General features: G+C 58.4%; 13 protein-coding genes. 8 read left to right on the plus strand and 5 right to left on the minus strand.

Annotation, left to right across the window (positions count from 1 at the left end; all coding sequences use genetic code 11):
• Positions 1-80: 80 nt before the first annotated feature.
• The 4 genes from BGE01nite_RS10975 to BGE01nite_RS10990 form a co-directional block, all read right to left on the minus strand.
• Positions 81-710 carry a hypothetical protein gene (locus BGE01nite_RS10975; protein WP_146850503.1) on the minus strand — a complete coding sequence of 210 codons (630 nt, stop codon included), beginning with the start codon at positions 708-710 and terminating at the stop codon, positions 81-83.
• A 450-nt stretch (positions 711-1160) separates the two neighbouring features.
• Positions 1161-2420 carry a YcaO-like family protein gene (locus tag BGE01nite_RS10980; RefSeq protein ID WP_218032957.1) on the minus strand — a complete coding sequence of 420 codons (1260 nt, stop codon included), beginning with the start codon at positions 2418-2420 and terminating at the stop codon, positions 1161-1163.
• A gap of 208 nt (positions 2421-2628) precedes the next feature.
• Entirely contained in the window at positions 2629-2844 is a 216-nt protein-coding gene (locus BGE01nite_RS10985; RefSeq protein ID WP_146850505.1) for a hypothetical protein, read from the minus strand.
• Positions 2845-3181: 337 nt separating this feature from the next.
• Complete coding sequence (locus BGE01nite_RS10990; protein WP_146850506.1) at positions 3182-4204, minus strand: cytochrome-c peroxidase; 1023 nt, start codon at positions 4202-4204, stop codon at positions 3182-3184.
• Positions 4205-4433: 229 nt separating this feature from the next.
• Here BGE01nite_RS10990 and BGE01nite_RS10995 point away from each other — a divergent pair, with 229 nt between their 5' ends.
• Entirely contained in the window at positions 4434-5342 is a 909-nt protein-coding gene (locus tag BGE01nite_RS10995) for a nucleotidyltransferase family protein (protein ID WP_146850507.1), read from the plus strand.
• Positions 5343-5621: 279 nt separating this feature from the next.
• On the opposite strand, the gene BGE01nite_RS11000 is transcribed toward BGE01nite_RS10995, so the two are convergent.
• The gene (locus tag BGE01nite_RS11000; protein ID WP_146850508.1) at positions 5622-6836 is read right to left on the minus strand and encodes a class I SAM-dependent RNA methyltransferase; all 1215 of its coding nucleotides are present in this window, start codon (positions 6834-6836) and stop codon (positions 5622-5624) included.
• Positions 6837-6969: 133 nt separating this feature from the next.
• Here BGE01nite_RS11000 and BGE01nite_RS11005 point away from each other — a divergent pair, with 133 nt between their 5' ends.
• From BGE01nite_RS11005 to BGE01nite_RS11035, 7 genes are all read left to right on the plus strand, one after another.
• A complete protein-coding gene (locus tag BGE01nite_RS11005) occupies positions 6970-9579 on the plus strand; it encodes a VWA domain-containing protein (RefSeq protein WP_146850509.1) in 2610 nt (869 codons plus the stop codon).
• Between the two features lie 52 nt (positions 9580-9631).
• Positions 9632-10330, plus strand: coding sequence for a CDP-alcohol phosphatidyltransferase family protein (locus BGE01nite_RS11010; RefSeq protein WP_146850510.1), 699 nt, complete (start codon positions 9632-9634; stop codon positions 10328-10330).
• Positions 10331-10406: 76 nt separating this feature from the next.
• Positions 10407-10877 (plus strand): ExbD/TolR family protein, encoded by a 471-nt coding sequence (locus tag BGE01nite_RS11015; RefSeq protein ID WP_146850511.1) that lies wholly within the window; start codon positions 10407-10409, stop codon positions 10875-10877.
• A 260-nt stretch (positions 10878-11137) separates the two neighbouring features.
• A complete protein-coding gene (locus BGE01nite_RS11020; RefSeq protein ID WP_146850512.1) occupies positions 11138-17056 on the plus strand; it encodes an alpha-2-macroglobulin family protein in 5919 nt (1972 codons plus the stop codon).
• Positions 17057-17341: 285 nt separating this feature from the next.
• On the plus strand, positions 17342-17776 hold the full coding sequence (locus tag BGE01nite_RS11025) for a PIN domain-containing protein (protein ID WP_146850513.1): 435 nt from the start codon (positions 17342-17344) through the stop codon (positions 17774-17776).
• A gap of 51 nt (positions 17777-17827) precedes the next feature.
• The gene (locus BGE01nite_RS11030) at positions 17828-18223 is read left to right on the plus strand and encodes a hypothetical protein (RefSeq protein ID WP_146850514.1); all 396 of its coding nucleotides are present in this window, start codon (positions 17828-17830) and stop codon (positions 18221-18223) included.
• Positions 18224-18300: 77 nt separating this feature from the next.
• On the plus strand, positions 18301-21687 hold the full coding sequence (locus BGE01nite_RS11035; protein WP_146850515.1) for a 3-keto-alpha-glucoside-1,2-lyase-like domain-containing protein: 3387 nt from the start codon (positions 18301-18303) through the stop codon (positions 21685-21687).
• Positions 21688-21773: the final 86 nt, after the last annotated feature.

The raw sequence follows: 21773 nt of genomic DNA on the forward strand, positions 1-21773 counted from the left end.
ACCAATAACTCAGATAGCCGAGGAACTCACGGACCGACGAGTAGATATCCCGACCTTCAAAGATGTGAGCGTGGCCAGAATCATCGTCTCAGTCTGCGAAACAGAATCACATGCATCAGAAGTGCAGCGCAAACGTGAACCGTCGGGAGCCAGACATAAGGAAAATCTGCCACCCAGGAATTGGCCGGGGTGAGCATCTGGAAACGGGTCGGAAAGCTCAGTGTGGCCACTGACACGACCCAGACGAGGAGGCAGAGACCGAGAATGTTCCAGGCTAGCAAAACTCCTCTGGGGACCCGCCCGGCAAAGGGTGCAAGGAGCAAAGCTGTCACCCCACTTACAATGTCGAAATTGAGACCAGACCAGGTCATCTGGGGAGGCGCGATATCCTCTGTCACCGCCTCGTGGATGCATAGCTCCACCAGGATTCGGAACGACTGAAAGCCGACAAAAAAAGGAAGCGGCAGAAGAAGCCATGAGGCGGACGCTTTCGAAAGCGCCACCCACATGGTCATGATAAAGCCCGCATAAAAGAGCACAGGAGCCGCCGGTGGCAGCGAACTGAAATCGCGTAGCGAGCCACGGGCCGCCAGGATGCCGGTGAGCACCAGCCACGCCAGGATCCCGAGCACCACCCACCGGTTGCGTGAGGTGACCGCAAGGATTGCGGCGACTACCAGAGACAGAACAATGAATGATGGAGCAAGCATGAACGGACGGGAGAGGGATTTGACCGAACGTTCTGGATCAGGCGATGGCCAGCGGGAAGCGTCGGCGAGACGAGAGATGCCATAGGTGCCACTGACTGCATCCCTTTTGTTCGCCTTCTGGCGTAACTAGATTCTCATTCAGTCTGGCGCTGCTGAACAAGCGCCGCATGAAGATAGGTGGCAGGAAGGACAATGCAAAAAAATCGCCATCTCTGGCAGGCTTTGTAGAATGATATCTGGTTAGCCGAAATCAGGTCTCCGGGAGTGTTCATCTAGCAATGCTTGAAGTCGGCACCATACAACTTATCAGCATATCCTTCTGCGTCTTCGCCATGATTTCTGGCCACATCGCACCGTGATATCGACTCATGAGGCACAGAATGCCGAGAAGTGGGGGCTTGTCTTTAACTGGCCTGGGGCACCAACGGAGTTTGATGGTGCCGATAACGACTAGCCCGCAAAATCTTTCAAACTCGCCGGGAAGGTTGACTTGCAGTTCTTAACATTGAAAAAGCGGTCCTCTCCAGTGATGAATGTATGAGTCACTGTGATGCCATTCCCCAAGACCCTAAGTTCGCTAGCATACGGCACTTCTCCGTTTTCATAAATCAGAGCAGTCAGTTGGGCCAGATACTCCTTGGGATCGTGTGAGAACGGAAGTGTGGACAGATTATCGTACTCTACCGTTTCGCAACCAAGCGTCCGGCATTTCCACCCCATGTCAAACACGGCACAATCTTGATGTAACGGGAGTCCTTTGAGCCTTGTTTGTATGGCTTCGCTTTTGGATCTCAACCAGTCGAACCCAAAGATGTGCTTACTCAAAAGGAAGTACTGGGACAGTTCGTAAAGACATCTCAAGATCGCATGTTCCGCAGAAAGGGAGCAACCATAGCCAGCTATACCAATTTTAAATTCATATTGTTCCATCCAACTGACATAGGCTGGCACGCCAAATTTGTTAGGCATTTGGAATACAAATATCCTGCTGGAAATTTCCTCTTCCAGACGGCCAAAAACATCTCGGATGTTAGGCGGCAAGGTTAGCGGGTTGACCATCCGTAAATAGTCTTTCTTGTTCTTCAGAAAGACATCTGCCAGGAATTTGGACAACGAAGTCCTTTCAATACCTTCAAGGAGACCGTGGATCACAGCCTCGTCGGCATTCATCCCGATTGCAGTCCCGGAATTCGTGGAATAGTGCTCCAGGCGCCCGTAGTTAAAGGTATCTTTTCGCCTTAGCTCCCCGTTCAGCAACTGGAGATCAATATACTCTGGGCAAGTCAGCGCCAATGGATAGAAGCACGTCTGGCAGCCATTCACAGCGTGGTGTTTTAAAAACGGAATATCAGCACCTTCCCCGCCTTTTAAGAGAACTAACGGGAGCTGTTCGCACATGGGATTATCCCGACAATAATCCAGACTGTTCATGTAGAATATCTTGTCCGGATCGAGCGAATGGTAGTTCGATAACAGATGCTCTGTAGCTTCAAAAAGGCTGCCCGCGCGGGAGGCCATTAATTCTCCTTTGCCATTTCCCGAGGCAAGGAACTTGCCGCTCTTTTTATCAGTGATGGAACATTTAGCCGTGTGGATAAATTCACCAGCAATCTCAATGTCGTAATTCAAGCCGAGGGCTTCAAGCTCCTCCAGCAACGCTGCTTCCGCGTCCAGTAAAGAATAAGACCTTTCGATGGGGATACCTGTCATTGAATATGAGACGGGGAGAAGACAAAAAATAACAGAGTCCGTCATTTTTTGGTGAACTGCGGCACACTACACATCCAAGTGCAGCGCTCCTCTCAGTGAAATGAGGAATTTTTTGTTCGGCGGGAGTTTAATACGTGCGCAGTTGCCCAAGAACCGCGGCTGAACGCATCGAAATCAGTTCAGCCGCGGGAAGGAATGGCATTCAAAGCTATTTCTCCTGACGGAAATCTTTCCCCTCGCGGCAATCTCTTGCTACTTTCTCTGCAATTTCGTTAATCAATTTTAACATATTCGCCTCAAAACCAGCCAACTCCTCTCGAGAAATCGAATCTTTGCCGCGAGCAGCAATATCGTACGGTTTCGGGTCATCATGAACTTTGCCGGGCCATGACAGAGTAGAAAAATCATTAACTACGCTTCCCATATGGATAAAGTTTTTTGATTGTTGGGAGATTTCTCCTTCAAGCCCCGCTGGTCGATCGCTCGCACTTGACGAGTTTAGTTCATTGGAGAGAAAGAGAGAGGAAGACCCTCATCACACTGATAAGCTAGACCGTAGTCTCTCTGACTGTCAAGCGCCGTCTTTATTTCCTTGTAGATCCTTTTTCGAGGGGGTGGCATCCGCACTATTTAGAGCCCATTAAAACACTTCAAAGTTCATCCAACAAAAATCCCCCAACCGAACCATGCGTATCAAGGCATGGCAAAAAAAGCCCGCCATTTCTGGCGGGCTTCGTGGAATGATCACTGGTTAGCCGAAATCAGGCCTTCGGGGTGTTCGGACCGCTGGCGGGGAGTTTAGGGACGGCGATGTACTCCTTCGGCAGGTCGCCTTTCAGGGACTTGAGGAAGGTGACGATGCTGGTGGTCTCCTCAGCGGTGATGGTCTTGCCAAGCTGATGCTCAGCCATCTTGGAGACCATCTCCTCGAGCGTCACGACCGAGCCGTCGTGAAGATAGGGGCCGGTCTCGGTGATGTTGCGGAGGCTCGGGACTTTGAAGTGATGCTTGTCGCTCTCGAGCTTTGTCGTCTCCATGCGGCCGATGTCCTTGAGCTCAGGCCAGGCTTTGGCGAGGCCGAGCTTCTGATACATGGCCCCGCCGATGGCAGGACCATTGTGGCAGGTGGCGCAACCAGCTTTGGCGAAGGTTTCGTAGCCCTTCACTTCGGCGGAGGTGAGAGCTTCCTTTTTACCCTTGAGGTAGTCATCCCAGCGGGAGGGCGTGACGAGCTTGCGCTCGAAGGCACCCACGGCCTTGCCGAAGTTGTTGTAGTTCACGGGGTCAGACTCACCTGGGAAGGCGGCTTTGAAGGCATCCACATAACCGGGCATCGATTTCAGCACGTCGACCACAAAGTCAGCGCTGGGCATGCCCATCTCGACGGGGTTCAGCACCGGGCCTTTGGCCTGCTCTTCCACGGTGGGTGCGCGGCCATCCCAGAACTGGGTCACGTGCAGAGCGGCATTGTAGGTGGAGGGGGAGCTGCGGCCGCCGAGCTTGCCTTCATGGCCTGGGGAGAAGGGCAGGTTGTCCTGGCCGTATTTGTCCAGCATGTGGCACGAGTTGCAGCTCATCTTGCCGCCTTTGGAGATGCGGGTTTCGAAGTAGAGCATGCGGCCAAGGTTGATCTTGGCTTCGGTGAGCTCGTTGCTGGCCGATGGTGCCTCAGCGGGCAGCGGCTTGAACATGGCGAGGAAGGAATCCGAGAGAGCATCAGCCTTCAGGGACTGGCTGCCCATGGCGAGGGCGGCCACGACGAGGAGTCGGGAGGTTTGTATCATTGGGGGGTGGTCGGGAGGACGTGAAAAAACGCGGGCGCGGAGGCTAGGGTTTCAGTCAAATGAGGCAAGCTGGGATTTGCTACGGCCATGAAACGGGACCGGGTCACGACAGGCCAATCCCCGCACAGGAGATGACAAGCGGGGACACATCCGCGTTTGACGCGCCCTCTCTGCCGTCCATGAATCCGCCACAGCGATCACAGCATCGCTCCCCCCTTCCCTTTTCTACATGAAACCCACTCTTCTCATCCTCGCTGCCGGCATGGGCAGCCGTTACGGCGGTCTCAAGCAGCTCGACGCCATGGGCCCCTCCGGCGAAGTCGTGCTCGACTACTCGGTCTTTGACGCCATCCGCGCCGGTTTCGGCAAGGTCGTCTTTGTGATCCGTCGTGACTTTGAAGAGCAGTTCCGCACGCAGATCGGCTCCAAGTTTGGCGACCGCATCGCGGTGGACTATGCCTTCCAGGATATCAATGACCTGCCGGAAGGTTTTACCGTGCCGGAAGGCCGCACCAAGCCCTGGGGCACGGCCCATGCGGTGCTGGCTGCTGAGAAGGTGGTGAACGAGCCCTTCCTCATGATCAATGCGGATGACTTCTATGGCCGTGATGCCTTTGCCAAGATCGCCGCGGATCTCACCACGCCACGTCCAAATGATGGCAAGAGCCACTACTCCATGGTAGGCTTCTACCTGAAGAACACGCTTTCCGACCACGGCAGCGTGGCCCGCGGCGTGTGCACCCGCGACAGCAACGGTGCGCTCAGCTCCGTCACGGAGATGACGAAGATCTTCAAGACGGCCAATGGTGCTGAGAACCGCGAGACCGATCCTGCTCTGCCGCTCACCGGTGAAGAAGTCGTCTCCATGAACTTCTTCGGCTTCACGCCAGACATCTTCGGCCACCTGCGCACTGCCTTCACCGGCTTCCTCAAGGAGAACGGCCAGGAGCAGAAGTCCGAGTGCTATGTGCCAAAGGAAGTGGATGTGCTCATCCAGACCGGCAAAGCGGATGTGAAGGTGCTGGAGTCCAATGATTCCTGGTTCGGCGTGACCTACCCTGAGGACAAGGCTGACGTGGTGGCCTCCATCCGCGCGCTGGTGGATGCAGGTGCTTATCCGCAGAACCTTTGGGCGTAATTTTAGTTAGGCGTATTAGATGTGTCTCGTGATCGTCACGGGACACATCATGTATTGCGCGGCAGCGTCGTGGAGTGCGGTGGGAAGCGCTCAGGCGCGACACCGCTGTGTGCGCAGAAATGATCTGGCAAATTGGAGACGTCGCATGCGAACGCTAGCGGTGTCGACGATGCACGGTGGCCCGTGCATCTCTGCCACCGCACCCCGGGACGCTGGCGCGACTTCGGCGGACCATGTCGTAATGCCGTTTTTCCAAACCGCCGCGAGGGGACTCGCGGACTACGACTGCTTCGAGAGCGTCATCACGCACTCGAGATGCTTCGTCTGCGGGAAAAGATCGAAGGGCTGCACCTCGCCAAGATTGTAACCAGCTTCAGAGAAGAGCACGAGGTCACGCATCTGGGTGGCGGGATTGCAGGAGACGTAGACGACAAGCTTCGGAGCAAAGGCGAAGAGCTGCTGGAGGAACTCCGGACTGCAGCCGGCACGCGGTGGATCAATGATGACCACCGTTTCACTGCCCACATGCGGCACCTGGGCAAAGATGGCGGTTGCATCCGCTGCCAGGAACCGGCAGTTGGTTAGGCCGTTGATCTCGGCGTTGTGCGCAGCCTTCGCCACAGCGGTCTCGGAGATCTCCACGCCGATCACCTCTTCAAACTCAGGCGCAGCACAGATGCCGAAGAGGCCGCTGCCGCAATAGGCATCCACCAGATACTTCGCGCCGCTGGCCTTGGCTTTGCGCACGGCATAGCCCACGAACTCGGGAAGGATGAAGGGGTTGTTCTGGAAGAAATCGCCTGCCTGGAACTCGAACTTCATGGACCCCACATGCTCCACGGCGATGGCATCGGGCCGAGTCAGCACGCCATTGTCTGCAGCACGCAGGAGAATGGTGGCGCCGTTTTTACAGCTGCCAGCGCGGGCGGCTTCGCGGGCCTTCGTGAGCGCCGTGTTCAACTGCGGCATGGCGATGGGGCACTCCTTCACGTCCACCATGGCATTGCGCGTGCCGACACGGAGGAAACCGATCTCACTCAGCTCACCGTCTTTCGGCCGGTGAAAATGCGGGGTGATCTTTGAGCGATAGCCATACTGCTTCGGCGAGATGATGACCGGCAGCACGGGATGATCGATCTTCGCCATGTGGTGGAGCAGTTCCTCCACCTGACGGCGCTTGCCCTCCACCTGCTGGTCATAGGACAGGTGCTGGTACTGGCAGCCACCGCAGGTGCCGAAGACGGCACAGACATGCTCCACACGGTGCGGTGAAGGCTCGATGACCTGGACGATGTCGGAATCGCTGTAGTTCTTGTGGTTCCGGAAGATGCGGCAGCGGACGAGCTCGCCCGGCAGGGCAAAGGGCACAAACACCACCCACCCATCCACACGGGCCACGCCCTTCCCCTCATTGGTCAGGTTCTCGATACGGACATCAAGCTCCTGATGATAGGCAAAGGGGTGGGGATTGAACTTCCTGGGCGGTTGGGACATCCAGGGCCTTTAGCAGCATGGCGGGGGAGATCAACCCCGGGGGTGATCCGCATTGCCTTGTCTCATCTACAGGAGTTCACAATGGCGGTTGCACAAATCCGCCGCACCGCTGAAATGGAAGCCGCTTCAACTCATGGACTGGGCCCACCCGAAACTGCTGCTGCTGGCGCTTCCCGCGTTTGCGCTGCTGCTTTGGTTTGAGAGCCGGTCCGTGCATCCCATGGCGGGTTTGCGGAAGCGGCTGCTGCTGATCGTGCGGGCGGTGATCGTGCTGCTGGCACTGCTGGCACTGGCAGGACCGGCGCGGGTCACGCAGACGGGCAAGAAGGCGCTGGGGATCATCGTGGATGCCAGCCAGAGCATGGGTGAGGAAGGCCTGACCAAGGCGCTGAATGCGGCGCAGGCAGTGCAGAAGCAGGCCGGAGGGTCGGCAGAAACCTTTTTGGTGCGGCTCGGCAGCCAGCCGGAGCTTTTGAATACGGACACCCCGCTGGACCTGAAGCAGCAGTTGCAGTGGCAAAAGGATCGTGGAGGCGACAGCCACTACTCGGCGGCGATTGATTATGCCTTGGCACTGTTTCCAGCCGGAGCCAGCCGTGATCTGGTCGTGATCGGGGACGGGCATGAGACACGCGGGAGCCTGCTCGCCGCAGCACGAGATGCGGCGGTGTCTGGAACCAGACTGCACGCCATGCCCATCGCCGGACCGCAAAAGCCGGATGCGCGGGTGCTTCAGCTCGCGCCGAATCGTTCGCGACTAACTGAAGGTGCGACTCTGAAACTCACGGCTCAACTTGAGTCGACGATCGAAGCGCAGGGCACGCTGAAGCTCTATGAAAACGGAGTGCAGGTGGAGCAGCGCAGCGTCTCGCTGAAGCCGGGCAAGCCACAGAGCGAGACTTTCACGCGAACACCAGGCGTGCGGAACATCTACAAGTATCGCGCGGTGCTCGAAGGCATCGCGGGAGACACCTTGCCCGCGAACAATGATGCACTGACGCTGGTGGATGTGCGCGGTCGCTTGAGACTGCTCTACATCGAGAGTGATCCCACGGAAGGCCAGTATCTGATGCAGGCCATGGAAAAGGAAGGCGTGCAGCTCGAGCTGCGCCAGCCGGGTGGCATCCCGAGCACGCTGGATGCGCTTTCGGGTTATGACGGCATCGTGATCAGTGATGTGCCTGCGCATCAACTGGGTGAGCCGACCATGAACGCGATGCGTGACTATGTGGACAAGCTTGGCGGTGGTTTGGTGATGCTCGGTGGGCCGCAGAGTTTTGGCGTCGGTGGTTACTACCGCACGCCGATTGAAGAGATCCTGCCGGTGCGACTGAAGTCTCCTGATGAGGAAGAGAAGCAGAGCGCGGCGGTGGCGCTGGTCATCGACCGATCCGGCTCCATGGCCGGTGAGAAACTGGAGATGGCGAAGAGTGCTGCGATCGCGACAGCGGAGGTGCTGGGCAAGAATGACTTCATCGGAGTATTCGCCTTTGATAGTGAGGCGCATGTGGTGGCACCGATGACGAGGCTGACCTCAACCGCCGCCGTGGCGGGGCAGATCGCCGCTGTGGCTTCGGGTGGTGGCACGAACCTGCAACCGGCCTTTGAGCAGGCGCGCACGGCACTTCAGCGAGTGAAGGCGAAGGTGAAGCACATGATCATCCTCACGGATGGCCAGACCTCAGGCGGTGGCTATGAAGGGCTGGCATCGCAGTGTCGCGGTGAAGGCATGACGGTCTCCACGGTGGCCATCGGCGAAGGCTCGCACGTGGCGCTGCTGCAGGCGATCGCAAGCGCAGGCGGCGGTCAATCCTACAGCACGATGGATGCGGCCACGATCACGCGCATCTTCACGCAGGACACGCTGATGCACACGGGACGCATGATTCGCGAGGAGCCCTTCCAGTCCAAGTATGCTGAGAAGCATCCGATGCTCGCGGGTTTTGACAACTGGGAGACCACCACCCCTGCCCTGCTCGGCTATGTGAAGACACTGCGCAAGTCCACCGCGCAGATCCCGCTGGTCACCGATCTGGGTGATCCACTGCTGGCGCACTGGCGCTTTGGCCTGGGCAAGGTCACCGCCTTCACCAGTGATGCGAAAAGCCGCTGGGCCTCGCTATGGATCACGCGCTGGCCGGGCTTCAGCCGCTTCTGGTCCCAGGTGCTGCGTGAGACCGCACGTCCGCCACAGGGCCGGCACATGGATCTTTCCGCCGAGACCGATGGTGATGAAGCCAGGCTGCGCGTGGACCTCCAGGAAGATGCTGGCACGCGAGCCAATGATGCACGGGTGGATGCCGAGATCTTTTTTGTAGCGGCAGATGCGCTGGGTGCACCTCTGAAGATGCTGCAAAAGATCCCGCTCAGCCAGAGCGGCCCGGGTTTGTATGAAGGCAGCTTCCGCCCGGATCAGCCCGGTGTGTATCTGGTGCGCGCGCAAAGCGGTGCAGAGATGGTGTCCGCAGGTCTGGTGCATAATCCCAGCTCCGAGGCCAGTCTCGGCACGGTGAATGAAGCGCTGCTCCAGGAAGCCGTGAAGATCACGGGTGGCACGCTGATGACCAGCGCCGCGCTGCCGGACCTGAGCACCACGCGCGCGGTGCAGTATGTGGAACTCTGGCCGCCGCTGGTGATTGCACTGCTGCTGCTCTTCCTGCTGGATGTGGGCATCCGCCGCTGGGAGCATGTGCAGGGCATCTGGGAGATGTTCACCGCACGTGGCAAAGCCAGCACGCCGTGAGGCTCGCTCTTGAGCTTGCGCAAACATCCGGCCCGCCCTTAGCTTTAACCCCATGGACACCCCGAAGCCCACAGGACCGCGCCGTGAACTGAAATCCCGCAACACTGCCTGGGCGCGAGCCGTGGCCAAGGCAGCCTGCGCCTCCGGCCTAACACCGAATGCGATCTCGGTCATCAGTATCCTCTTCGCCGCAGGTTCGCTGGTCTTCTATCTCCTGGCTCCGGAGATGAAGACATCTGGAGCAACAGCGCTCATGTGGTTTGGTGCGGCCGCCTGCATCCAGTTTCGACTGCTGTGCAATCTGCTGGACGGCATGGTGGCTGTGGAAGGTGGCAAGGGCTCGGTGACGGGTCCCATCTATAATGAAGCGCCGGATCGCATCGCGGATGTCCTCATCCTCGTGGGTGCCGGCTACAGCACGAATGTGGAGCCGGGGGTGATCAAGCTCTTTGGCGAACTGCCGCTAGGCTGGGCCTGCGCCGTGCTGGCCATGGGCACGGCCTACATCCGCCTGCTCCAAGGCACCCTCACCCATCAGCAGAGCTTCATGGGACCGATGGCGAAGCAGCACCGCATGGCCGTGCTGACCCTGGGCACCTTCATCGCCATCGGCGAGCAGCTTTTCAGTCCAACCATCGCCGGTGCGGACATTCGCTTTTTGAAGATCGCGCTCATCGTGATCTTCTTTGGCGCCATCGTGACCTGCGTGAGGAGGCTTTCGCTGATCGTGCAACAGCTGCACGGCCGCTAACCAAGATTGCGGCTGCCCTGCGGGTGACCTGTGGAAGTCCACCCCAAGAAACCTTCACGTCGGGAGTCAACCTGGCATGAAGAAGACTCGCCTCCACACCGCCTCACGCAAAGCCGCTCAAACTGACGACGCCCCTCCGAGCTTCCAGATCGCGCCGATGATTGATGTGATCTTTGTGATCATGCTCTTCTTCATGGTGATGGCAGGCAGTGTGAAAGTGGAGCGTGAACTGAGGATGAAGCTGCCTGGTGGTCCTGCGGCGGATGCCACCTCACGCATGCCCGATGCGGAGATCCTTCTCGGTGTGCATGAGGATGGCACGGTGACTCTCAATGAGGAACCCATGGATCATCCCTGGGACAAAAACCTCCCAGCCTTGACGGCCACCCTGAACCGGCTCGCGCAGGCCTCGATGCGTGACCGGAGCCACATTCTGGCCACGGTGGAAGCCGAGCCGGCAGCCTCCTACAGCCGCATCATCGATGTCCTGGCCTCCCTGCAGCGCGCGAGCATTCCTGACGTGACTTTTACCGTGGGCGGAGAATGAGCTGAACTGAGCCAAGCTGGAGAACCACATACTTGGTTAGCTTCGCCTCGACGCCCGCTCTCGCAGGTAGCTGGAAACGCCACAAACGGAGCTTTCGCGTGCGCTGCTCCCTCCTCCCAAAGTCGGATGTCAGGAAGTTGTCACGTGCTGGCACTGCCCTTATCCAAAGGTAGTAGTCCAGCCTGCCGAAAAATTTCAGCAAAACTGCCCTCGCGCTTTCCGAGGCATGCTATTCTCAGACGCGCCTTCCCCGCACCCCCATGAAACTGCTTTCACGCTCCGGGCTCACGATAGCCCTTTGCCTTGCGATCTTCATGCCGCTTTGCCTGACCCAAGCGGCACCGGCTAAAAAAGCCAAGACTCCACCAGCCCCAAAACCTGAGCCTGTGCTCGAGGCGGAGTTCACCATGAATCCGCCGGAGCTGTCTCCGGCGAGCACGATCGAGGTCGTGTTTCCCACGCCGATGATCGCGAAGGAGCGAGTCGGCACCACGGAGACCGATTCACCGCTTGTGGTCAGTCCAGCGCTCAAGGGTGACTTCCAATGGGTGAGCACGCGAAGCGGTCACTTCAAACTCACGGAGGCACCGAAGTTCAACACGGGCTATGAGTTCGCACTGCGCAAAGGTTTGACAGATCTCGCGGGCAAGGCGCTCTCCACGGATCAACTCGCTTCTGTGAGCAGCGCGCAGTTCCGCGTGATCGATCAATCGCCGAAGTGGTTTGATTCCAGTGATGCGAACCGCACGCCGAAGTTTGTGTTCGAGTTCAATGATGCCGTGGATGTCACGAAGGCTGCGGCGGGCATTCAATTTGTGTCGGAGAAGCCGCCGCTCAAAGTAGGTGCCAAGGTCCGTCATGCCACTGGCAAGGATTTTGGCACCGGTGTGAATCCGCAACCGACCTGGGCGGAAGAGATCGCCAAGGTGAAACCCACGATCACACCGGAAGCGGCACGCTTGAGCGCCATCGTGGTGGAGCCAGCGACTCCCCTTGCTGTGGCGACGAACTGGAAGCTCACCATCGCCACCACCCTAACCAACTCTTCTGGCCATGACACACTCGCGCAGGGAGACGACATCGCGCTCGGCGAGGTGCGACCTTTCGGCGTGAACAGCATCACCGCGCACACGCCGTTTGATTCGAGCTACTACATCGACATCGACGTCAACAAGGCGCTGTTTCCAGATCGTGAGGAGGAATGGAAGAACGAGGAGCTGGAACCCATCGCACAGAAACTGGCGGCACTGGTGGCCATTGAGCCGAATGTGGCGGTGAAGCCCACGCTCACGCGCCGCACGCTGCGTCTGGAGGGCAATTTTGAGCTGAACAAGCCTTACCGCATCGTGGTGGATCCACGTGTGGCCTCTGCTGACGGGCTGGCTCTGGAGAAGCCTGAAGAAAAAGAGATCACCTTTGTGCCGAACCCACCCTATGTGGCCGCGCCTGCCTTTGTGCGCGCGCAGCTGGCGAAGGGGCTGGGTGATTATGAGATCTCCACCGCGAACGTGCGCGAGGTGCGTGTGCGTGTGAAGAAGCTCACGGGCCCTGAACTGCTTCAGGCGATGGGCAAGTATTTTGAGTACCGCACCAAGTACTGGGTTGAGGATCAGAAGAAGCAGGGCTTCAAGCCGGTGGGCATCGATGAGTATGCAGGCACCCAGATCCTGGACAAAACTTTCCCGATCAACAAGCCGCTCGACAAGAGCGAGTTGATCAAACTGAACTGGAAGGAGATCCTGGCAGGTGCGCCTACAGCGCCGTTGTTCATCGAGATCGAAGGCCGTGCCGCGGAAGGACTGGCGCAGAAGGGTGTGATCACACAGTCGCTGATTCAGTTCACCGACCTTGGTTTGTTGCAGAAGAGCAACGGACGCGAGACGATGGTCTTCGCGACCTCGCTCTCCACCGGCAAACCGGTGGCTGGCGTGCGCATGACCATGGTGGATCATGAGCAGAAGCTGCTCGGCTATGCGGACACGGATGCGAATGGTCTCGCGACGCTGAAAGGCAACGAGCCTTCCCTGGTGTTGGCGGAGAAGGATGGCGACAGCACGGCCATCCAGACCTATGACTCCGGCATCAATGGGGTGATCCCGTATGACATTCCCACGGCCTGGCGGGATGTCTGGAAGCCTGCACGCCGCACCTTTGTGTTCTTGGACCGGCCGCTCTATCGCCCCGGTGACACCGCGCATCTCAAGGCTCACACGCGCCTGAGCAGCGGCGATGATTTGACGCTCGATCCTGAGGCCGCAAAAGCGCACCTCGTCATCCGTGATGCACGCTATCGTGTGATCTTGGACAAGGAGATCAGCTTCACCACGAACGGCTCCTGGGCTGATGATGTGAAGCTGCCCGAGTCGCCGCTCGGCTGGTATTCCGTCAACATCCGTTTCAACAGCAGTGAGGACAATCCGAATGACATGTCCGGAGGTGACTACGGCTTCCGTGTGGATGATTACAAGCCGAACACCTTTGAGGTGAAGCTGGACAATGAGAAGGTACAAATCCTGGCGGACCGCATGAAGCTGCCCATGAGCGCGAACTACATGATGGGCAAGTCACTGAGCCGCGCGAAGGTGAGCTGGAGCGCCTCCTCCATGCGCGAATACACGCCGCCGGAAGCCTTCCAGGACTACCACTTCGGTGATGCGCCGCGTTGGGCGCACTATGGCAAAGATCGCGATGCTGATGGCTACTACGACGACAGTGACAGCGATAACGATCCCGAAGGTGAGTGGTGGGTGAATGGCGATCTTTCGATCGATGATGACGGCACGGCCACACTCGAGATGCCGATGCCACCGCCGGACCGGGCTTCCCTGCCGCAGCAGGTGCGGGTGAGCGCGGAGGTGACGGACATCAATCAGCAGACGATCACAGCCTCCACGCAGTTTGAGGTGCCTGGGGCAGACTTCATCATTGGTCTGAAGGGCCCGCAGTTCTTTGGCCGCTCCGGTCAGGACACCGCCGTGGAGATCATCGGCATTGATTCGAAAGGCGCGCCTGCTCCAGGAGCCAGCAAGATTGATGTGCGCATTGAGCGCCAGGAATATCACACGCTGAAAATCGCCACCGCTGGTGGTGGCAGCACGACGAAGGACCAGGTGATCCTGCGTGAAGAACTGAAGCAGCAGGTCGACCTGAAGCCCATCAGCGCAGGCAGTGCCCCGAGTGCCACCCTGCCCTTCAAGCCAGCTCGTGGCGGCACCTACTTTGTGACCGCTGAAACCACGGACAGCAAAGGCCGCAAGGTGCTCTCACGGATGCCGCTTTATATCATCGGCGGTGATGAGTTCCCCTGGGCCATGGAGGACGGCGCGCGTATCCTTTTGCAGCCGGAGAAGAAGAAGCTGAAGCCGGGTGAAGAAGCCGTGATCGTGGTGAAGACACCGATCGCCGGCACCGCGCTGGTGAGCGTGGAGCGCAACAAGATCCATCACCAGTTTCTCACGCAGATCTCGCCTGAGCAGCCGGTGATCAAGGTGCCCGTTCAAGATGCGGAAGCGCCGAATGTGTATGTCTCCGTGATCCTTGTGCGCGGCAGCGATGCCAGCCCGAAGAAAAACAAGATGCCTGAATACAAGCTGGGCTACTGCGAGCTCGAAGTGGAATCGCATGTGAAGGAGCTGAAGGTCACGCTGAATCCCTCGAAGCCCGAGGTGAAGCCTGCGGAGCATTTCGCAGTGGCTGCGACGGTGACGGATCATCAGGGCAAGCCAGTCGCGAATAGCGAGATCACCCTCTATGCCGTGGATGAAGGTGTACTGAGCCTGATGGACCATGAGACACCGGATCCGAGCTCGTTCTTCCATGCGCCCTCACCGCTGGCGATTCATAACTATGCTTCGTATGATGACATCCTGCCTGAGGAGTTCACCGCGCGAGAGCGTGGCAACAAAGGTTTCCTCATCGGTGGTGGTGGTGATGAGAACGATGCGCCGGTGAAGCTACGGAAGAACTTCGTGGCGACCCCGCTGTGGCTCGCCACGGCGATGACGGACGCGAGCGGCCAGGTGACGACGGACATCACGGCGCCGGACAACCTGACACGTTATCGCCTGATGGCGGTGGCGGTGCATGGAGCGGATCGTTTTGGGAAGGGCGAATCAGCCTTCAAGATCAACAAGCCGCTGATGGTGGAGCCGGTGGTACCGCGCTTTGCACGTCTGGGTGATGAGACACTGCTTAAAGCCGTGCTGCACAACACCACACCAGCTTCCGGCGAGGTGGAGGTCACGCTGGAGCTCGATGCCACGGCTGATTTCATCCGTGAGGAGCGCTTCTTCATTCCGGCGTCCATCAAGGCGCCTGAAGATCCGAAGGTGTGGAAGCAGAAGGTGGCGCTGAAGGCGAATGAGACCGCTGCCGTATCCTTCCCGGTTATCTTCACCAAGCTCGGTGATGCCAAGTGGAAGTGGACCGCCCGCACCACGACCTGGAGCGGACCTGCGCTGGATGACGGCACGGAGTCCGTGCTGGCGGTGAATCATCCGGTGCCAGAACTCCGCGAAGTTCGTTATGCCCGACTTGGCAAGGATCCGGTCGAGAACCTGCTGGCGAATGTGAATCCGAGCGTGCTTGAGGGTGAAGGCTTGATCTCGGTGAGTGTCAGCACCTCGCGCTTGTTTGAGGCGCGTGATGCCCTGGAGTATATTTTGCAATACCCGTATGGCTGCGTGGAGCAGACCAGCTCTGCCACCCTTCCCTGGCTGGCGCTGGGCGGATATCAGCCGCTGTTCCCCGATCTGCTGAGCACGGACAAGACGAAGGAAGCGGTGCAAAAGGGTGTGAACCGTCTGCTGACCATGGTCACGGATGAAGGTGGTCTTGCCTACTGGCCGGGTGGTCAGGAGTCGAGCTTCTGGGGCAGTGCTTATGGCGGCTTCATGCTGCTGCGCGCACGTGATGCGGGCGCCAATGTGCCGAACGAGGTGATCGACAAGCTCACAGCCTATCTCTCCAAGAAGCTGCGCGGCCTGGAAGACGAGAAAGACCTGTACATCACCACAGACTCCGCGCTGGCTCTCTACACGCTGGCCAAGGCGAAGAAGCCTGAACCGGCCTACCAAAATTTGCTTCATGCCAAGCGCGACCGTCTGCCTGAGGCTGCCCGTCTCTACACGGCCCTGGCCATGTGCCTGAGCAACACGCCGGATGCGCAGATCAAGGAGATGCTCGGCTGGAAGCCGCCGGCTCCTCCGCCTGCAGCTGACAAGAAGACGGCCAGTAACAAGGCCAAGAAGAGTCCGAGCAAACCTGCCGCGAAGCCTTCCACACCTCCTGCGCCCGCTTGGTCGCACTGGGCTGGCAATGGTGCGAACCGCGCGCTGCGTCTGATCGTTTACACGCACCTCGGCCTGACCAGTGATGCGGAAGAACTGGCGAAGACGATCCTTCAATCGCGCAACGGTCGCGGTGAATGGGGCAACACGTATTCAAATGCGTGGACGCTCACGGCACTTGCCGCCTATGAGCGCAGTCTGAAGAAGACCTCCGAGCCTGTGCTGGCCAAGGTGCTGTGGGACACGCAGCAGCCTGAGCTGAACATCCCGGCGCATCCGGGCAGTGCGAAGGTCAGCTTCCCGATTGATCCGAAGCTCACGGCCACACCGATGAAGATCGAGCTGCCTGCCGGTCGCGAGCTGTTCTCGCGCATCGATGCGCGCAGTCATCCGCAGGATCGTGAGTTCAAGGGCGAGAACAAAGGTTACGCCATCGAGCGCACCTATGAAAAGGTGCTTCCCGATGGCAGCGTGGCTGAGGCCGAGGATCTGCGCGTGGGTGACATGGTCGTGGTTTCTCTCACGATCGACATCGGTGGTGGTGATCGCTATCTCGCGATCAATGATCCCCTGCCCAGCGTGCTGGAGGCCATCAATCCAGAGTTTGAAACGCAGAACAGCCGTGGTGAAGACCAGCTCCCCGAAGGCATCGAAGCCTGGTTCTGCGATCATCGTGAGATCCACGCGGACCGCGCGCTCTTCTTCACCGACTACGCGCCGCAAAAGGGCAAGTTCCAGCTCCGCTACCTCGCCCGAGTCATCGCCGAAGGCGACACCATCGCCCCGCCCGCGAAGATCGAAGCCATGTACCAGCCCGACAAATACGGCCTCAGCCCGACCCAGCATCTCCGCACGCTGCCAAGCGGTGGCGGGCAGGTGGCCGGGAAGTGATTTTCAGTGAGTGCAGCGGGAGTTTCAGCTCCCGCTGCGGTCTGAAACGGGGCGTTGCAAAATGGCGATGTTCCTTCATACTTTGGTTATGGCAAAGGCCTCGAACAAACCCGCTGAAAAAGCAGCTACACGAGTGGCTCGGACTCCAGTGTCCAAGTTCAACGACCTTTCTTTACAAGCACGTCGGAAGAAGCTCAGGGCATTTTTTGACGCCGCTGAGGCCAGTTGGGCCGGGAAGCCCGACATCGATGCGACATCTGTCCTGGCGAAAATGCGTCGTGGCTCATGAAGCATTTTGCGGATGCCAGTTTCTTGATCTCCTTCTGCGTGCGGGACAAGCATCGGCGCAAGGCACGTGAGTGCTGGGAAAAGCTGGGAACGACCATGTATACGAACCGGCTTGCCTATTTTGAAGCGGAGAATGCCATCCGCGTGCTCCGTGTTGGACGCAGCATTACACCCGAGGAAGAGCTCGAGGGACTGGAAAAACTCAAACGAGCCGTGCTCGAAGGATTCGTTGAGATCCGAGACGTTTCCATCAAGCGCATTCATGCCGAAGCTCGTCGCATCAGCCTTCATAACACCAACCAAAGAGGTTTCGGTGCCATGGACATTCTGCATATCGCCAGCGCCAAGGATATGGATTGCGATGCGTTGTTATCTTTTGACGATGCTCAACGGCAACTGGCCAAAGCTGAAGGGCTCAAGGTGCTACCCTAAAGGATATCGGACGACTGGCGAGCAATCAAGAGCCCTTCCCTTTTCCCCAGCATGAACCACCAATCCTTTGAGCTGCTCCGACTGCCCCGAGTGCATTGGGATCGGCGAGTGGTGATCTGGCTGGGTATCTGGTTTGCTCTTACTGACAGGATGTGGGTGCTGGGATTGGTCGTCCTTGGCATCTGGCTGGCCTGGGCGATTTACCGGCTGCGTCGTTCGGCTCATCACCTGCGGCTGACGGAGACTCAACTGAGCCTTTCCAACACAGGCCTCAATCTCCAGAGACACGAGGTGGAAGAAATCTATCCAGCACCCAAAGGCCTGACCATTGCATGGAGGAGGAAAGGGGTGGCCCGCTACTCGGATATCCTGGAGAATCACTTCGCGGAGAGCGTGTGGGCACAAGCGCGCGCGGCTTTGCTGCAATGGGGAAATGCGAGGGTGTGAGCCGCTGATTGCGAAATCCGACACAGGTTTTGCTGGCAGATTGGGAAAGGTGGGCGCGTTGATGTGCGCGACCAACTATGAAACGTCTCGTTCTTCTCTCCTTTCTTGCCTTTGCCGGCCTCGCTCCTGCCCAGGATGGCTTCAAACCGATCTTCAATGGCAAGGACCTCTCGGGATGGGATGGGAATCCGGAACTTTGGAAGGTGGAGAATGGTGAGATCGTGGGCACCACCACGGGACCGGAACAACTGGCCTACAACCAGTTCCTGATCTGGCGCGGCGGGAAGGTGAAGAATTTTGAGCTCAAGGCGAAGATCCGCCAGAAGGGCAACAACACGGGCATCCAATACCGCAGCAGCGAGAATGCCGACAAGAAGTGGTCCATCCGGGGCTACCAGTGTGACATCCACCCGAACGCGCCTTATCGCGCGATGATGTATGAGGAGGGTGGTCGCGGCATCGTCTCGCAGAATGGCCAGAGCGTGGTCATCGACCCCGCAGGTGTGAAATGGCTCGCGGGTGAGCATGATCCCGTCGAGGTCGACATTGCCGAATGGCATGAGTACACGGTCACCGCGAAGGGTAACCACCTCGTGCATCAGATCGATGGCAAGACGACAATGGAGCTCACCGATTTCGAGGAGGCCAAGCGTGCGTTCGAAGGTTTGATTGCCTTCCAGATTCATCGCGGCCCGGCCATGGAGGTCCACATCAAGGATGTCGTCCTCAAAGAGCTTCCCGAGGGTGGCGTGACATCCTTTGAAAAATCGGCGATCCCGAGTGATGCGCAGATCATCGAGGCCAAGGCGCCTGCGAAGGGCAAAGGCAAGGCGAAGGCTGATGCCAAGAAAGCGGCGGCACCTGCTCCAGCTCCGTCCCCTGCCCCTGATCCAGCGAAGGACAAGGCTGCGGAACGGGCCAAGAAGAAGGCTGCACGTCCGCAAGCGGTGGGGCCTGCCATTGGCGCGAATGTGGCGACGCCGGTGAGCAACATCAAGACGCTCAAGGATTTCAAAGTGGAGCTGATCTACAGCGTGCCGGGTGGTGAGCAGGGTTCCTGGGTGAACCTGACCACGGATGATCAGGGCCGCATCTATGCGAGCGACCAGTATGGCATGCTGTATCGCTTCAAGGCTCCTGCGGCCGGCCAGACGCTGAGCGCGGCAGACATTGAGAAGGTGCCCGCGGAAATCCGTGGTGTGAACGGCATGCTCTTTGCCTTCGGCGCGCTGTATGTCGGCGTGAACGACTATGAGAAGAAGATCCCGAGCGGGGTGTATCGCATCAGCGACAGCAATGGCGACGACATGCCAGACAAGGTGGAGATGCTGCGTGAGTTCGACGCGGGCAGCGACCACGGCGTGCATGCCATTTTGAAGACTCCGGATGGCAAGGGGCTTTACCTCATCAGCGGCAACAATGCGGTACTGAAGGAAGGCCCGAAGGTGGGAACGCTGGACAGCTCCCCGGTCGCGAAGCTGTGGGGTGATGATCATCTGCTGCCGCGCATGCCGGACGGTCGCGGTCACAACCGCCATGTGATGGCGCCTGGCGGCATCGTGTATCGCTTCTCGCCGGATGGAAAGCAGTTCGAGATCTTTGCCTCGGGCTTCCGTAACATCTTCGACGGTGGTGTGAACCGCGATGGTGAGCTGTTTGTTTACGACGCGGACATGGAGTATGATTTCAACACTTCATGGTATCGCCCGACCCGCATCAACCATGTCGTCAGCGGTGGTGAGTACGGCTGGCGCAATGGTGCGGGCAAGTACCCGGAATTCTACTTCGACAACCTGCCTGCGACGCTGAACATCGGCCCTGGCTCACCGACTGGCACCACTTTTGGTTATGGCGCGAAGTTCCCGGCGAAGTATCAGGACGCCTTCTATGTGCTCGACTGGAGCTGGGGCAAAATCTATGCGGTGCATCTGAAGCCCGAAGGCAGCACCTACACGGCCACGAAGGAAGAGTTCGTCACGGGTGGTCCGTTGCCAGTCAGTGATGCGATCATCGGCAAGGATGGCGCGATGTATTTCACCATTGGTGGACGTCGTGTGCAGAGCGGACTGTATCGGGTGACTTATGTGGGGAAAGAGAGTACCTCTCCGATTTCTTTGGAACCAAGCAGTTCGACGAGAACAGAACTGCGAGATGTGCGTGCAAGCCTGGAAGCTTTCCATGGCAAACAGGATCCGAAGGCGGTCGCCACGGCCTGGCCGTCTCTTAGCAGCAAGGACCGTTATATTCGTGCTGCGGCACGCACGGCGCTGGAGCATCAGCCGCTGGCTGAGTGGCAGGACAAGGCGCTGAATGAAACGAATGTCACGGCTCAGCTTGAGGCGCTGCTGGCACTGACTCGACGGACCGCTGTGTGCCCGACCCATAGGCCGGATGGGACTTACAGGACGGATGAAAAGATGCGTGATTCTATCTGGGCAGCGCTGCTGAAGCATGACTTTGCGAAGCTGACTCCTGAGCAGAAGCTGGCTTATGTGCGGCTGACGGAGATCGTGCTGCATCGCTTTGAGAATCCGGATGAGGCGACGGTGGGCAAGATCATCGCGAAGCTCGATCCGGCGTATCCGGCGGATAACTTTGAGTTGAACTGGCTGCTGACGGAGACGCTGGCGTATCTGCAGGCTCCGAATGCGGCGGAGAAAGGCATGGCGCTGATCGCCGCCGCTGAGAGTCAGGAACCGCAGATCGAGTATGCGCGCAGCCTGCGCTTCCTGAAGACGGGTTGGACACCGGAGCTTCGCAAGCAACAGCTCGAGTTCTTCCTGAAGGCCGCGAACTACAAGGGTGGCAGCAGCTTCGCCATCTTCATCGATTTCATCCGCAAGGACTCGCTCTCTACCTTCACGCCGGAAGAAAATGCGCAGTTCGCCGAACTCATCGCCAAGAAGCCTGAGGTGAAATCTGCGATTGAGAACGTGGGCGCGATGTTTGTGGGACGCACGCCGACGATGTGGACGCTGGATGAGCTCAGCAAAGCTGCGGAGACAGGCCTGAAGGGACGGAGCTTTGAGAACGGTCGCAAGATGTTCAGTGCCTCCGCCTGCTATACTTGCCATCGCTTTGGCAATGCGGGTGGCATGACGGGGCCTGATCTTACGGGCGCGGGTGGTCGATACAGTCCGCATGATCTGCTGGATCAGATCATCAACCCGAGCGCAGTCATCAATGAGCAGTTTGCTCCGATTGTGGTCACGAAGAACGATGGCACGATCATGACGGGTGTGGTGGTGAACCTCAGTGGTGATGGCGTGACGCTGAACACGGATCTCACGGATCCGAACCAGCGTGTGAACGTGGATCGCAAAGAGGTGAAGAGCATCGAGCTCAGCACGGTCTCCCCCATGCCGCCAATGCTGCTGGCCATGCTGAAGAAGGAAGAGATCCTGGATCTGCTGGCTTATGTGCTCAGCGGCGGGAACAAGGAGAATGCGATGTTTGGGAAGTGAAGACTTTGACGTGCCTTCTCAGACATTTTTAACCGCTAATTAGACGCTGATAGGACGCTAATATCAGAAGGTTTCGGACTTCTTTA

The organism is Prosthecobacter gellanilyticus (genome assembly GCF_007992435.1).
GTDB lineage: Bacteria > Verrucomicrobiota > Verrucomicrobiia > Verrucomicrobiales > Verrucomicrobiaceae > Prosthecobacter > Prosthecobacter gellanilyticus.

Excerpts from the sequence above, each read along its gene's own strand:
- BGE01nite_RS10975 (WP_146850503.1), bottom strand. The coding sequence starts at position 710 with ATGCTTGCTCCATCATTCATTGTTCTGTCTCTGGTAGTCGCCGCAATC.
- BGE01nite_RS10980 (WP_218032957.1), bottom strand. The coding sequence starts at position 2,420 with ATGACAGGTATCCCCATCGAAAGGTCTTATTCTTTACTGGACGCGGAA.
- BGE01nite_RS10985 (WP_146850505.1), bottom strand. The coding sequence starts at position 2,844 with ATGGGAAGCGTAGTTAATGATTTTTCTACTCTGTCATGGCCCGGCAAA.
- BGE01nite_RS10990 (WP_146850506.1), bottom strand. The coding sequence starts at position 4,204 with ATGATACAAACCTCCCGACTCCTCGTCGTGGCCGCCCTCGCCATGGGC.
- BGE01nite_RS10995 (WP_146850507.1), top strand. The coding sequence starts at position 4,434 with ATGAAACCCACTCTTCTCATCCTCGCTGCCGGCATGGGCAGCCGTTAC.
- BGE01nite_RS11000 (WP_146850508.1), bottom strand. The coding sequence starts at position 6,836 with ATGTCCCAACCGCCCAGGAAGTTCAATCCCCACCCCTTTGCCTATCAT.
- BGE01nite_RS11005 (WP_146850509.1), top strand. The coding sequence starts at position 6,970 with ATGGACTGGGCCCACCCGAAACTGCTGCTGCTGGCGCTTCCCGCGTTT.
- BGE01nite_RS11010 (WP_146850510.1), top strand. The coding sequence starts at position 9,632 with ATGGACACCCCGAAGCCCACAGGACCGCGCCGTGAACTGAAATCCCGC.
- BGE01nite_RS11015 (WP_146850511.1), top strand. The coding sequence starts at position 10,407 with ATGAAGAAGACTCGCCTCCACACCGCCTCACGCAAAGCCGCTCAAACT.
- BGE01nite_RS11020 (WP_146850512.1), top strand. The coding sequence starts at position 11,138 with ATGAAACTGCTTTCACGCTCCGGGCTCACGATAGCCCTTTGCCTTGCG.
- BGE01nite_RS11025 (WP_146850513.1), top strand. The coding sequence starts at position 17,342 with ATGAAGCATTTTGCGGATGCCAGTTTCTTGATCTCCTTCTGCGTGCGG.
- BGE01nite_RS11030 (WP_146850514.1), top strand. The coding sequence starts at position 17,828 with ATGAACCACCAATCCTTTGAGCTGCTCCGACTGCCCCGAGTGCATTGG.
- BGE01nite_RS11035 (WP_146850515.1), top strand. The coding sequence starts at position 18,301 with ATGAAACGTCTCGTTCTTCTCTCCTTTCTTGCCTTTGCCGGCCTCGCT.